The organism is Streptomyces sp. NPDC006372 (genome assembly GCF_040612515.1).
Lineage (GTDB): Bacteria > Actinomycetota > Actinomycetes > Streptomycetales > Streptomycetaceae > Streptomyces.
The window spans coordinates 227,218-240,657 of record NZ_JBEXQJ010000008.1 but is presented as its reverse complement, the minus strand read 5'-3'; the positions used below and the strand labels follow the sequence as shown (position 1 = coordinate 240,657).

The following is a 13,440-nucleotide window of genomic DNA, read 5'->3' as shown; positions in this document are numbered from 1 at the left end:
CAAAGCGCTTGCTTAGCGGGAATGAACTAGGTGTACTGACGAGTAATATTTCGCTCGGAGCGTGGGTCGCCCCGACCGGGATCGGCCGCTTGAGGCGCCTATGCTGCCTGCAAGTAGGCAGCATAGAAATGACGATGCAGTAGGAGAGCCGGCGTGAGCTTGAGGATCGTTGTCACTGTGAAGTACGTGCCCGACGCCACTGGCGACCGGCACTTCGCCGATGACCTGACCGTCGACCGGGACGACGTGGACGGTCTGCTCTCCGAGCTCGACGAGTACGCGGTCGAGCAGGCGCTGCAGATCTCCGAGAACTCCGACGACGACGTGGAGATCACCGTCCTGACGGTGGGCCCCGAGGACGCCAAGGACGCCCTGCGCAAGGCGCTGTCCATGGGCGCGGACAAGGCGATCCACGTCGAGGACGACGACATCCACGGCACCGACGCCATCGGCACCTCCCTGATCCTGGCCAAGGCGATCGAGAAGGCCGGCTACGACCTGGTCGTCTCCGGCATGGCCTCCACCGACGGCACCATGGGCGTCGTGCCCGCGCTGCTCGCCGAGCGTCTGGGCGTCCCGCAGGTCACCCTGCTCTCCGAGGTCTCCGTCGAGGACGGCACGGTCAAGGGCCGCCGCGACGGCGACGCCGCCTCCGAGAACCTGGAGGCCTCCCTCCCGGCGGTCGTGTCGGTGACCGACCAGTCGGGCGAGGCGCGTTACCCGTCCTTCAAGGGCATCATGGCCGCCAAGAAGAAGCCGGTGGAGTCCTGGGACCTGTCCGACCTGGACCTGGAGGCCGAGCAGGTCGGCCTGGAGGGCGCCTACACCACGGTCGACAACGCGGCCGAGCGCCCGGCCCGTACCGCGGGCACGATCGTCAAGGACGAGGGCGAGGGCGGCAAGCAGCTCGCTGAGTTCCTCGCGGGCCAGAAGTTCATCTGAGCCCCGTAGTCGCTGACCGTCCCTCATCTTTCGCAAGCAGGAGAGAAGAAGTCCCATGGCTGAAGTTCTCGTCTACGTCGACCACGTGGACGGTGCCGTCCGCAAGCCCACCCTGGAGCTGCTGACCCTGGCCCGCCGCGTCGGCGAGCCGGTCGCTGTCGCGCTGGGCAACGGCGCCGGTGACACCGCCGCCACGCTCGCCGAGCACGGCGCGGTCAAGGTCCTCACGCACGAGGCCGCCGAGTACGCCGACTACCTGGTCGTACCGAAGGTGGACGCCCTCCAGGCCGCGCACGAGGCCGTGTCCCCGGCCGCCGTGCTGGTCCCGTCCTCCGCCGAGGGCAAGGAGATCGCCGCGCGTCTGGCGCTGCGTCTGGGCTCCGGCATCATCACCGACGCCGTCGACCTGGAGGCCGGTGACGAGGGCCCGGTGGCCACCCAGTCGGTGTTCGCCGCGTCCTTCACCACCAAGTCCCGTGTCTCCAAGGGCACCCCGGTCATCACGGTCAAGCCCAACAGCGCCGCCGTCGAGGCCGCCCCGGCTGCCGGTGCGGTCGAGGCCCTGTCCGTGTCCTTCTCCGCGCAGGCCACCGGCACCAAGGTCACCGGCCGCACGCCGCGTGAGTCGACGGGCCGTCCGGAGCTGACCGAGGCCGCGATCGTGGTCTCCGGTGGCCGTGGCGTCAACGGCGCGGAGAACTTCGCGATCATCGAGGGGCTCGCCGACTCGCTCGGCGCGGCCGTCGGTGCCTCGCGTGCCGCGGTGGACGCGGGCTGGTACCCGCACACCAACCAGGTCGGCCAGACGGGCAAGTCCGTCTCGCCGCAGCTGTACATCGCCTCGGGCATCTCCGGCGCGATCCAGCACCGTGCCGGTATGCAGACCTCGAAGACGATCGTGGCGATCAACAAGGACGCCGAGGCGCCGATCTTCGACCTCGTCGACTACGGCGTCGTCGGCGACCTCTTCGACGTCGTCCCGCAGCTGACCGAGGAGATCAAGACCCGCAAGGGCTGATCGGCTCCCCGCTGTGGAAGGCCCCCGTGACCGCGCGAACGGTCACGGGGGCCTCTCCTCATCCCAGGGTCATCGAGGCCTGCACCGGCAGATGGTCGCTCGGATACGTCCCGTCCACGCTGAAGGTGTTCATCCCGGCCGAGTGCGTCGTCACCCCGGGCGTGGTGAGAATCCAGTCGATGCGCCGCCCGCCGGGCTTGGGCGCGCGGTAGCCGTGGTGCGTCCCGTACGCCGGACCCCGCGAGGCCGCCGCGTCCCAGGCGTCCACCAGTCCGATGTCCAGCATGAGGTCGTACACCCGGCTGTCGTGGGCGGCCGCGTTGAAGTCGCCGGTGACGACGACCGGTAACGATCGGTCCCACCCGGCGATCGTCTCGCCGATGAGCCCCGCCGAGCGTTCCCGGGCGTACTGGCTGACGCTGTCCAGATGGGTGTTGAGGACGTAGAACTCCCGTCGCCCGTGGGCGAGATCGGCGAAACGGACCCACGTCACCATGCGCAGCCAGTCCGCGCCCCAGGTGTTCGAGGCGATCGTGTACGGGGTGTCGGACAGCCAGAAGTGATCGAACTCGATCGGCTCGAGTCTGCGCGTGTCGTAGAAGACCGCCATGAACTCGTCCTTGCTGCCGCCCCCGCGTCCGGTGCCGATCCAGTCGTAGTGCTCGCCGAGATCCTTCTCGATCGCGCGCACCTGCCGGTAGAGCCCTTCCTGGGTGCCGATGACGTGCGGTCGCTCGCGGCGCAGCAGTTCTCGCATCACCGGTCGGCGCACCTCCCAGCGCGGTGTGCTGTCGACGACGGTCCCGAAGCGGACGTTGAACGTCATGACGTCCAGGGCGCCCGGGTGCTCGCCGGCGGAAGCGGGGTGTGTGGGGCCCGCGGTGGTGAGCAGCGGTCCTGCGATGGCGGCGGCCGCCGCTGCCTTGAGCCCGTGGCGTCGTGTCACTCCGACCTCGTCCGGCACGTGGTCTCCCTCCCCTTGCACGTCAGGATGAAGTTTGCCCTCTGAATACGGAAGATGAGGGCGGGTCGGCAGCGACCATGGGTGAAGGATGGGGAATCCCACTTCAAGACGGTGTTGACCAGTCCGAAGGTCGGCCGATAACTTCACTCTGCGGATTATTGATTCCGGACAGTGGAAAAAGGAGGGTCTCGGAATGGGTCAGGGCCAGCAGGAGAAGGTGGCGACGAGCCTCGCGGGGGCCGTCAGCGAGGAGATCAGCGCCTCCCTCGCCCGGGTCGACGCCGAACTGGAGCGCCACTACCCCGGCGACCCCGGCACCCGCCAGCCCGTCCACACCGTGTACGTCCCCGGTGACGTCTTCGCCGCCGACACCGTCCGCTCCTGGGGTGACCGTGCCCTGACCGCCCTCGACGAACACGCTCCCGACGCCGAGTCCTTCGCCGCCGTCCTCGGCCTCTCCGAGGAACTGGCCGGGCCCGTCCACGCGCGGGTGCGCGCCAAGCTGGAGCGCGAGCCGATCGAGGACCTGCGCGTCGACTTCGAGGACGGCTACGGCAACCGCCCCGACGCGGAGGAGGACGAGGCCGCCGCCCGTGCCGCCCGGCTGATCGCCGCGGCCTACGAGAACGGCACCGCCGCCCCCTACATGGGTATCCGCATGAAGTGCATGGAAGCGCCCGTACGGGCCCGTGGCATCCGCACCCTCGACGTCTTCCTCACCGGCCTGATCGAGGCCGGCGGCCTGCCCGGCGGACTGGTGCTCACCCTGCCGAAGGTGACGTACCCCGAGCAGGTCACCGCCATGGTGCGGCTGCTGGAGGCCTTCGAGAAGGCACACGGCCTGGAGCCCGGCCGGATCGGCTTCGAGATCCAGATCGAGACCAGCCAGTCCATCCTCGCCGCCGACGGCACCGCCACCGTCGCCCGGATGATCCAGGCCGCCGAAGGCCGTGCCACCGGTCTGCACTACGGCACCTTCGACTACAGCGCCTGCCTCGGTGTCTCCGCCGCCCACCAGGCCAGCGACCATCCCGCCGCCGACCACGCCAAGGCCGTCATGCAGGTCGCGGCGGCCGGTACGGGCGTCCGCGTCTCGGACGGCTCGACCAACGTCCTGCCGGTCGGCCCGACGGAGAAGGTGCACGCGGCCTGGCGCCTGCACTACGGCCTCACCCGCCGCGCCCTGGCCCGCGCTTTCTACCAGGGCTGGGACATGCACCCCGGACACATCCCCACGCGCTACGCGGCCGTCTTCGCCTTCTACCGCGAGGGCTTCGAGCAGGCCGCCGCCCGCCTGTCCCGCTACGCCAACCGCACCACCGGCGACGTCATGGACGAGCCCGCGACCGCCAAGGCCCTCAGCGGTTACCTGCTGCGCGGCCTGGACTGCGGCGCCCTGGACATCGCCGAGGTCGCCCGGCTGGCGGGCCTGACCCGCGCCGACCTGGAGAGCTTCGCGGCGCCCCGGCGAGGGGACCTGACGGCTTCCGCCTGACCGCGCCACCGGCCTGTCCTGTCGGCGCGTACCGGCACTGTCACAGCCGCCCGCAGCGGCCGTCACCTCACCGCCGCTCTGGTGGGCGAGGACCGACGACGACAGCGGCAACACGGACGTCTGGGTCAGCGACGTCTACGTCAAGGGCGGCGACAACGACGCGCCGGTCCCCGGACTCCCCTTGTGCTGAGCCCGCGCCGAGCCGTCCACGTACCGCTCCAGCCCGGAGGCCGTCACCAGCTTCTCCTCGATGAACAGCCGCGTGCCCCGCTCGCACAACCGCCGGTCGGCGCGCGCCCGTTCGCAGAACTCCTCGGGCACGACCCCGAACAGCTCCCGGAAGCGCGGCAGGCTCACGAGGAGTTCGGTGAGGATCTCCCGCTCGCCCGGGTGGGTGCGCGGCACTCCGGCGCCGTCGTGCAGGACACCGTGCCGGTTGACGTACGCGTACGCGCCCGGCAGGCGGGTGCCGTCCGCGAGGTCGATCCGTACGTCGGGCGCGGGCAGCCAGGCCCTGTCGAAGTTCCCGCCCGGCACCGGCGCGCCCTCGCTCGCGTCGATCACCGTGAGCTGTTCGTCGTCGAGCCAGATGACGAACAGCTCCCGCACCCTGTCCGGGGAGCTGACCGGCGAGGCCGACACGTACCCCATGCGGCTGACATGCGCCGAGACACCGGCGTCGACCCCGGTCACCCGTGCCTTCACCATCGGGATCGGGGACATGATCCCGAACTCCAGCATCTTGTGCCGCAGCTGCCCCGGGGAGGCGTTCGAGCCGATGGCCAGCACCGGCGTGCGGTCCTCGTGCACCAGCCGGTCCAGCGGCAGGAAGCGGTCCCCGTCGAGCAGCCCGGAGTCGGCGGGCCACGCGCCCGGATAGAGCAGGGGATGCTCGCGCGGCGCCTCGGCCAGACCGAGTGCCGTCAGTGTGCGATCGGCGTCGTGATCCATGGGCCGCTCAGTCCGCCGGGGGAAGTTCGCCCGAGCCACGCGTGATCAGCCGGGTCGGCAACTCGATGCGCTCCGGCGTGACCAGTGTGCCGTCCAGCTGCCGGAAGAGGCGTTCCGCGGCGGTACGGCCGATGTCCGCCGCGTCCTGCGCGACGACGGTGACGCCCGGCTGGAGCAGGTCGGCGAGCTCGATGTCGTCGAAGCCGACCAGGGCGACCCGGCGGCTCTGCTCGGCGAGCACCCGGATCACGGTGACCGTCACCCGGTTGTTGCCGGCGAAGACCGCGGTGACCGGGTCCGGGCCGGACAGCATCTCCTCGGCGGCCCTGCGCACCCGCTCGGGGTCGGTGACACCGAGGGACATCCAGGCGTCCGCCACGGGTATGCCCGCGTCCTCCATCGCGGCCCGGTAACCGCGCAACCGCTCGGCGGCGGTGTGGATACGGGGCATGTCGCCGATGAAGCCGATCCGGCGGTGCCCGTGCGCGATGAGGTGGGCGACGCCGCCCCGGGCGCCGCCGAAGTTGTCCGACAGGACCACGTCGGCGTCGATGTGCCCGGCCGGGCGGTCCACGAACACCGTAGCGACACCCGCCTTGAGCTCCGGTTCCAGATACCGGTGGTCGTCACCGGCCGGGATCACCACCAGTCCGTCCACCCGCCGTGCGCACAGGGCGAGCACCAGCTCCTGCTCACGGTCCGGGTCCTCCGCGCTGGAGCCGTTGATCAGCAGGGCGCCGTGCGCGCGCGCCACCTCCTCGACCGACCGGCTCAGCGGCCCGTAGAACGGGTCCGCGAGATCCTCCAGGACCAGCCCGATGCTCGCCGTGCGCCCCTTGCGCAGCACCCGGGCGCTGTCGTTGCGGCGGAAGCCGAGCGCGTCGATGGCCTCCTGGACCCGCCGCTCCGTCTCCGGCGTGACGCCCGGCTCCCCGTTCACGACCCGGGAGACCGTCTTGAGCCCGACCCCGGCGCGTGCCGCGACGTCCTTCATGGTCGGCCGGGTGCCGTAGCGCGCTGCGGATCGGAGGTTGGTCTGGGGCACGGTGCGGTGTCCTGTCCTGTCGTCCACGGGGGTGCGTCGGTCCTGGGTTTGTATGAGGATGTGGCGTCGAGCATAGAGCCTGGACAACGTTGTCAGGCTCGGGGGAGACTGTCCACCACATTCTCCGGACCGTGCCCCACCGCTGCCCGGGCCAGTCCTTTTCACAGTCGACGGGGAGATCCGACACTGATGCACACCGACCTCGTGGCCGCGCTCGACATCGGCGGCACCAAGATCGCCGGCGCTCTGGTGGACGGCCACGGCCGGATCCTGGTCCGCGCCCAGCGGCCGACGCCCGCCCGGGAGGACGGCGACACCGTGATGCGGGCCGTGGAGGAGGTGCTCGGCGAGCTCACCGCCTCGCCGCTGTGGGAGCGCGCCACGGCCGTGGGGATCGGCAGCGCCGGGCCGGTGGACAGGTCGGCGGGCACCGTGAGTCCGGTGAACGTGCCCGGCTGGCGCGACTACCCCCTCGTCGGCCGCGTCCGGGCGGTGGCCGGGGGCCTGCCCGTCGAGCTGATCGGCGACGGTGTGGCGATCACGGCGGCCGAACACTGGCAGGGTGCCGCGCGCGGCCATGACAACGCGCTGTGCATGGTCGTCTCCACGGGCGTCGGCGGCGGCCTGGTACTCGGCGGCCGGCTGCACGCCGGCCCCACGGGCAATGCCGGTCACATCGGCCACATCAGTGTGGATCTCGACGGTGATCCGTGCCCCTGCGGCGCGCGCGGCTGTGTGGAGCGCATCGCGAGCGGCCCCAACATCGCCCGGCGCGCGCTGGAGAACGGGTGGCGGCCCGGCCCCGACGGCGACACCTCCGCCGCGGCGGTGGCCGCCGCCGCCCGCGCCGGCGACCCGGTCGCCGTCGCCTCCTTCGAGCGGGCCGCCCAGGCGCTGGCCGCCGGCATCGCCGCGACCGCCACCCTCGTGGAGATCGACATAGCGGTGATCGGCGGGGGAGTGGGCAAGGCGGGCGAGGTCCTCTTCGCGCCCCTGCGCAAGGCCCTGAGCTCCTACGCGACCCTTTCCTTCGTCCGGCACCTGACCGTGGCACCGGCCCAGATGGGCACCGACGCCGGGCTGGTGGGCGCCGCGGCGGCAGCACTGACGGAACGGGCGGGCGTGGCCGCCGCGGGGGTGTGAGACAGGGCAGGAACGTTCCCCCGGGGTGCGCCGGCGGATCTTCCGTACACGCCCGTCCGGGATACCGGGATTTTTCCTGGACAACGGCCGAACGTCCGTGCGGTGTGGCACGATCTCGCATGTGAGCAGCAGACCCGCCCCGGCGCAGCGCCTGCACGACCTCGCCCGACTGCGCCGGGTCAAGGACCGGATCGACCGGGAGTACGCACAGCCCCTGGACGTGGAGGCGCTGGCCCGGGGCGTGCACATGTCGGCCGGGCACCTCAGCCGCGAGTTCAAGCTCGCCTACGGCGAGTCGCCCTACAGCTACCTCATGACGCGCCGGATCGAGCGCGCGATGTCGCTGCTGCGCCGCGGTGACCTGAGCGTCACGGAGGTGTGTTTCGAGGTCGGCTGCTCGTCGCTGGGCACCTTCAGCACGCGCTTCACCGAACTGGTCGGCATGCCGCCCAGCGCCTACCGCCAGGCGGCCCGCACCACCGCGGGCATCCCGACGTGCGTGTCGAAGCAGGTGACCAGACCGGTCAGGAATCGAGAAGCGCCCACCTCGAGCCGAAACTAGCGTGAGGGCCATGGACATCAGCATTCACGCCAGCTTCCTCCCGCACGACGACCCCGACGCCGCCCTGGCGTTCTACCGCGACACCCTGGGCTTCGAAGTACGGAACGACGTCGGGTACCAGGGCATGCGCTGGATCACGGTCGGCCCCGCCGGCCAGCCCGGCACCAACATCGTCCTGCACCCCCCGGCCGCCGACCCCGGCGTCACCGAGGACGAGCGACGCGTCATCGCCGAGATGATGGCCAAGGGCACCTACGCCAGCATCGTCCTGGCCACTCCCGACGTCGACGGCACCTTCGAGCGGGTGCAGGCCGGTGACGCCGAGGTGGTCCAGGAGCCCACCGACCAGCCCTACGGCGTACGCGACTGCGCCTTCCGGGACCCGGCGGGCAACATGGTCCGCATCCAGCAGGTGAAGGCGCCGTAGCGGCCTTCCGGCTCACGTGCCACCCCGCGGGACCCGCGTCCCGCGGGCTTCCCCGTCTCCCCGCGCCGCCCCAGGACCTGCGCGGGGGGACCGAGATCGTCCGCCCGTGACAGCACCGCCCGACAGATGGAGTCACCATGAGCAAGGCCGAGACGACGGACAGACAGTCGCCCGGGCCCCACGTCGCCGACAGCCATGACGTGATCGGCGTGCACGGCGCGCGCGAGAACAACCTCAAGGACGTCAGCATCGAGATCCCGAAGCGCAGACTGACGGTCTTCACGGGTGTCTCCGGCTCGGGCAAGAGCTCACTGGTGTTCGACACGATCGCGGCGGAGTCACAGCGGCTGATCAACGAGACCTACAGCGCCTTCCTGCAGGGTTTCATGCCGAACCTGGCCCGGCCCGACGTCGACGTCCTCGACGGTCTGACCACCGCGATCGCCGTGGACCAGCAGCGGATGGGTTCCGACCCCCGCTCCACCGTCGGCACCGCCACCGACGCCAACGCGATGCTGCGCATCCTCTTCAGCCGCCTCGGCAAGCCGCACATCGGCCCTCCCGGCGCGTTCTCCTTCAACACCGCGTCGGTCAGCGCGAGCGGTGGGCTGACGGTCGACCGGGGCGCCGACAGGACCAGGACCGAGAAGGTGACCTTCAGCCGCACCGGCGGCATGTGCACGCACTGCGAGGGCCGGGGCACGGTCTCCGACATCGACCTCACCCAGCTCTACGACGACTCCAAGTCGCTCTCCGAGGACCCGTTCACGATTCCCACCTACACGGGGGGCGGCTGGGTCGTGCGGGTCATCACCGAGTCGGGCTTCTTCGACAAGGAGAAGCCCATCCGCAAGTACACCAAGAAGGAGCGGCACGACTTCCTCTACCGCGAGCCGACCAAGGTGAAGATCAACGGGGTCAACCTCACCTACGAGGGGCTGATTCCGAAGATCCAGAAGACCTTCCTGTCCAAGGACCGCGAGTCGATGCAGCCGCACATCCGGGCGTTCGTGGACCGGGCGGTCACCTTCACCGAGTGTCCCGAGTGCGACGGCACCCGGCTCAGCGAGGCGGCCCGTTCCTCGAAGATCGGCAAGGTCAGCATCGCCGACGTCTGTGCGATGGAGATCCGCGACCTGGCCGAATGGGTCCGCGGACTTCAGGAGCCGTCCGTGGCGCCCCTGCTCGCCAAGCTCCAGCACACCCTCGACTCGTTCGTGGAGATCGGCCTCGGCTATCTCTCGCTCGACCGGGCTTCCGGCACGCTCTCCGGTGGCGAGGCGCAGCGCACCAAGATGATCCGCCACCTCGGGTCCGCACTCACCGATGTCACCTACGTCTTCGACGAGCCCACCATCGGCCTGCACCCCCATGACATCCAGCGGATGAACAACCTGCTCCTGCGCCTGCGCGACAAGGGCAACACCGTGCTCGTCGTGGAGCACAAGCCGGAGACGATCGCCATCGCCGACCATGTCGTGGATCTCGGCCCCGGCGCCGGAACGGCGGGCGGCACCGTCTGCTTCGAGGGCACGGTCGAGGGCCTGCGCGCCTCCGACACCGTCACCGGCCGTCATCTCGACGACCGGGCCAAGATCAAGGCGACGGTCCGCGAGCCCACCGGCGCGCTGGAGATCCGCGGCGCGTCGGCGAACAACCTCCGGCACGTAGACGTCGACATCCCGCTCGGAGTGCTCACCGTCGTCACCGGTGTCGCCGGCTCCGGCAAGAGCTCGCTTCTGCACGGCTCGATCCCCTCCGACGAGGGCGTCGTGGCGGTCGACCAGACCCCCATCCGCGGCTCCAGGCGCAGCAACCCGGCGACGTACACCGGGCTGGCCGACCCGATCCGCAAGGCCTTCGCCAAGGCCAACGGCGTGAAGCCCGCGCTGTTCAGCGCCAACTCCGAGGGCGCCTGCCCCACCTGCAACGGCACCGGGGTCATCTACACCGACCTGGCGATCATGCAGAGCGTCGCCACCCCGTGCGAGGAGTGCGAGGGCAGGCGGTTCCAGGCGTCGGTCCTGGAGTACCGCCTCGGCGGCCGCGACATCAGCGAGGTACTCGGGATGCCGGTGACCGAGGCCGAGGCCTTCTTCGGCGGCGGCGAGGCCCACACCCCGGCCGCGCACCGGATCCTGGAGCGGCTCGCCGACGTCGGGCTCGGTTACCTCACCCTCGGCCAGCCGCTCACCACGCTGTCCGGGGGCGAGCGGCAGCGGCTCAAGCTGGCCACGCACATGGCGGACAAGGGCGGTGTCTTCATCCTCGACGAGCCCACCACCGGCCTCCACCTCGCCGACGTGGAGCAACTGCTGGGGCTGCTCGACCGTCTCGTGGACTCGGGAAAGTCGGTCATCGTCATCGAGCACCACCAGGCGGTCATGGCGCACGCCGACTGGATCATCGACCTGGGCCCCGGGGCCGGCCACGACGGCGGCCGGGTCGTCTTCGAGGGCACGCCGGCCGACCTGGTCGCGGCCCGCTCGACCCTGACCGGGGAGCACCTCGCGGCCTACGTCGGCGGCTGACCGAGGCTCCAGGGACGGCCGTGGGGCAGCGCGCCGGGCCGCGCTCGCCGCACGGCCGTTCCAGGTAGACATGCACGACATAAAAGCCTGAATCGGGTGAATAACGGCAACGTCCCGAGGGCACTCCGTCTCCTGAACTCCCCGACAGAACGGAGTGCCTGATGATCATCAAGAAGATGCACGAGATGGGCATTCGCAGCGAGCACGCCTACCTGGCCGCCATGACGTCCGTCGGCCTGAGCGTCGTCGCCTGGATGGGTTCGATGAAGATGGAACACGGCACCGGCCTCGCCCGTGCCGACCGCTGGGGCATCTTCGTCGGCGAGTGGGCCCCCACCTTCTTCGGCCTCGGCCTCGCCCTGTCCCACTACGAACAGCAGGACGGCACTCTCACGGCCGAGGTCCACGAGTTCCGGCAGCCCCGGAAGGCAGGCTGAACGGCCCAGTCCGACGAGCCCGCGACGCCGTCCTCGCGCACCCTGGTGTCATGGCGTCCGTGAAACCCGTCGTGGTCTACCCGCCCGCCGCGGACGGTGGCCGGCGCGTCCGTGTGGACGGCCAGTTCCTCGGGATCGCGTACGGGCTGCTGGACGTCGCCGAATTCCTGCGGCGGGCCGGGATCGAGGACGCGGACGAGGCGTACGCGGCCGTGTCGGGGCTGATCGAATGGCGCGGCGGCGGCCCCGGCTCCTGGGGCGGCGAACCCTCCTGAAACCGCCGCTTCGCCCGGTCGGGTCCGGCTGCGTGACCCCGCGGCTGGTCCGGCAGTTGTGTCGGGCATGAAGAAGCGCAGCATGCTCGCCATCGCCTCCCTCGCCACCGGCTTCGTCGTCGCGGCGGTCACTCCGTCCCACGCCGTCGGGGAGGGCCTCGGCCCCATCAGCGTGGACGAGACCCTCAAGACGCTCGACCAGACCGTCGGCAAGGACGGCCTGCCCGTGGCCAAGAAGGGCGGCATCAAGAAGGTCGCCAAGAAGGACGTCAGGAAGAAGGGCTGACGAGCCGCTCCGGCTCCGGTCCACGGCGCCGGCGCTTCCCGGGTGAGGGGGGCGCCGGCGCCGTTGTCGTGCGCCCTCAACTGGGCCTGGTTTCCGTGGCAGGGTGGAGCGGGCAAGCCTCAGGGGGCCAACAGAAGAGGGGGACCTGTGACCGTCGTCTGGATCAACGGCGCGTTCGGTGCGGGGAAGACCACCACCGCACGGGAACTGATCGAACTGATCCCGAACAGCACGCTCTTCGACCCGGAGGTCATCGGCGGTGCGCTCGCCCACCTGCTGCCGCCCAAACACCTCGCCGAGGTCGGCGACTTCCAGGAGCTGCCGATCTGGCGGCGGCTCGTGATCGACACGGCCGCCGCGATGCTCGGCGAGCTCGGCGGGACCCTGGTGGTCCCCATGACCCTGCTGCGCCAGGAGTACCGCGACGAGATCTTCGGCGGCCTGGCCGCCCGCAGGATTCCGGTCAGCCATATCCTGCTCGCTCCGGCCGAAACGATACTGCGGGAGCGTATAGCGGGCCGCGAGGTTCCGCGGGACCTGCCCGACGGCGAGGCGCGAATACGTCAGTGGTCCTTCGACCACATCAAGCCGTACCGGGCCGCCCTCGCCTCCTGGCTCACCGCCGACGCCCACCTCGTCGACACCAGTGACCTCACTCCGTACGAGACCGCCGCCCGCATCGCCGAGGCCGTCAACAACGGCACCGTGCCCGTCTGCGACATCGTGCAGACGCCCGAGCCCACCGCCGAGACACTCGCCGCCGGGGTGCTCCTCTTCGACGAGCAGGACCGGGTGCTGCTCGTCGACCCCACCTACAAGGCCGGCTGGGAGTTCCCGGGCGGTGTCGTCGAGCCCGGTGAGGCGCCCGCGCGCGCAGGAGTGCGGGAGGTCGCCGAGGAGACCGGCATACGCCTCGACGAGCTGCCGAGCCTGCTGGTCGTCGACTGGGAACGCCCCGCACCCCCCGGATTCGGTGGCCTGCGGCTCCTCTTCGACGGTGGTCTCCTCGACTCCGCCGAGGCCGGACGGGTGCTGCTGCCCGGACCGGAACTGCGGGACTGGCGGTTCGTCAGCGAGGAAGAGGCCGCCGAACTGCTGCCCCCGGTGCGCTACGAGCGGCTGCGCTGGGCGCTGCGGGCACGCGAACGCGGAGCGGCGATCTATCTGGAAGCCGGAGTGCCGGTCGGCTGACGCCGACCTCTCCCGAGTCCGCTTTACCCGGCCCGGGGGATTCCGAGGGAAAAGCAAAAGGAAACGGCGCCGCAGCCACTGCCAATCGCTGCCCAAGGAATCTCCCGCACTCCTTCACGCCGCGGGTAATCACATTCCCCGCTCGCGTCAACACTTTTCCATGACCGCAAACA

General features: G+C 70.6%; 14 protein-coding genes. 11 read left to right on the top strand and 3 right to left on the bottom strand.

Features of this window, described 5'->3' with window-relative positions:
- Positions 1 to 153 precede the first annotated feature (153 nt).
- Entirely contained in the window at positions 154 to 942 is a 789-nt protein-coding gene (locus ABZ016_RS16395; protein ID WP_345662187.1) for an electron transfer flavoprotein subunit beta/FixA family protein, read from the top strand.
- Positions 943 to 997: 55 nt separating this feature from the next.
- Positions 998 to 1,960: an electron transfer flavoprotein subunit alpha/FixB family protein gene (locus tag ABZ016_RS16390; RefSeq protein ID WP_356917288.1), complete on the top strand. Its 963-nt coding sequence runs from the start codon at positions 998 to 1,000 to the stop codon at positions 1,958 to 1,960.
- A 58-nt stretch (positions 1,961 to 2,018) separates the two neighbouring features.
- On the opposite strand, the gene ABZ016_RS16385 is transcribed toward ABZ016_RS16390, so the two are convergent.
- Positions 2,019 to 2,924 carry an endonuclease/exonuclease/phosphatase family protein gene (locus ABZ016_RS16385; RefSeq protein WP_356917287.1) on the bottom strand — a complete coding sequence of 302 codons (906 nt, stop codon included), beginning with the start codon at positions 2,922 to 2,924 and terminating at the stop codon, positions 2,019 to 2,021.
- A gap of 193 nt (positions 2,925 to 3,117) precedes the next feature.
- Between ABZ016_RS16385 and ABZ016_RS16380 the strand changes: the two genes are divergently transcribed.
- Positions 3,118 to 4,419, top strand: a complete 1,302-nt coding sequence (locus ABZ016_RS16380; RefSeq protein ID WP_356917286.1) for an aldolase/citrate lyase family protein — start codon at positions 3,118 to 3,120, stop codon at positions 4,417 to 4,419.
- A 135-nt stretch (positions 4,420 to 4,554) separates the two neighbouring features.
- Here ABZ016_RS16380 and ABZ016_RS16375 read toward each other — a convergent pair whose 3' ends face one another.
- Both ABZ016_RS16375 and ABZ016_RS16370 read right to left on the bottom strand, forming a co-directional pair.
- Positions 4,555 to 5,370, bottom strand: coding sequence for a hypothetical protein (locus tag ABZ016_RS16375; RefSeq protein WP_356917285.1), 816 nt, complete (start codon positions 5,368 to 5,370; stop codon positions 4,555 to 4,557).
- Positions 5,371 to 5,377: 7 nt separating this feature from the next.
- Positions 5,378 to 6,415: a LacI family DNA-binding transcriptional regulator gene (locus ABZ016_RS16370; RefSeq protein ID WP_356917284.1), complete on the bottom strand. Its 1,038-nt coding sequence runs from the start codon at positions 6,413 to 6,415 to the stop codon at positions 5,378 to 5,380.
- A gap of 189 nt (positions 6,416 to 6,604) precedes the next feature.
- Here ABZ016_RS16370 and ABZ016_RS16365 point away from each other — a divergent pair, with 189 nt between their 5' ends.
- The 8 genes from ABZ016_RS16365 (at position 6,605) to ABZ016_RS16330 (ending at position 13,267) form a co-directional block, all read left to right on the top strand.
- Positions 6,605 to 7,558, top strand: coding sequence for an ROK family protein (locus tag ABZ016_RS16365; RefSeq protein ID WP_356917283.1), 954 nt, complete (start codon positions 6,605 to 6,607; stop codon positions 7,556 to 7,558).
- Between the two features lie 121 nt (positions 7,559 to 7,679).
- On the top strand, positions 7,680 to 8,120 hold the full coding sequence (locus tag ABZ016_RS16360) for an AraC family transcriptional regulator (RefSeq protein ID WP_356917282.1): 441 nt from the start codon (positions 7,680 to 7,682) through the stop codon (positions 8,118 to 8,120).
- Positions 8,121 to 8,130: 10 nt separating this feature from the next.
- The gene (locus tag ABZ016_RS16355) at positions 8,131 to 8,547 is read left to right on the top strand and encodes a VOC family protein (RefSeq protein ID WP_356917281.1); all 417 of its coding nucleotides are present in this window, start codon (positions 8,131 to 8,133) and stop codon (positions 8,545 to 8,547) included.
- 137 nt (positions 8,548 to 8,684) lie between these two features.
- Entirely contained in the window at positions 8,685 to 11,078 is a 2,394-nt protein-coding gene (locus ABZ016_RS16350) for an excinuclease ABC subunit UvrA (RefSeq protein ID WP_356917280.1), read from the top strand.
- Between the two features lie 161 nt (positions 11,079 to 11,239).
- Positions 11,240 to 11,515, top strand: a complete 276-nt coding sequence (locus ABZ016_RS16345) for a hypothetical protein (RefSeq protein ID WP_356917279.1) — start codon at positions 11,240 to 11,242, stop codon at positions 11,513 to 11,515.
- 50 nt (positions 11,516 to 11,565) lie between these two features.
- Positions 11,566 to 11,790 (top strand): hypothetical protein, encoded by a 225-nt coding sequence (locus ABZ016_RS16340; protein WP_356917278.1) that lies wholly within the window; start codon positions 11,566 to 11,568, stop codon positions 11,788 to 11,790.
- Between the two features lie 67 nt (positions 11,791 to 11,857).
- A complete protein-coding gene (locus ABZ016_RS16335) occupies positions 11,858 to 12,076 on the top strand; it encodes a hypothetical protein (protein ID WP_356917277.1) in 219 nt (72 codons plus the stop codon).
- A 147-nt stretch (positions 12,077 to 12,223) separates the two neighbouring features.
- Positions 12,224 to 13,267, top strand: coding sequence for an NUDIX domain-containing protein (locus ABZ016_RS16330; RefSeq protein ID WP_356917276.1), 1,044 nt, complete (start codon positions 12,224 to 12,226; stop codon positions 13,265 to 13,267).
- The last annotated feature ends 173 nt before the right edge of the window (positions 13,268 to 13,440 follow it).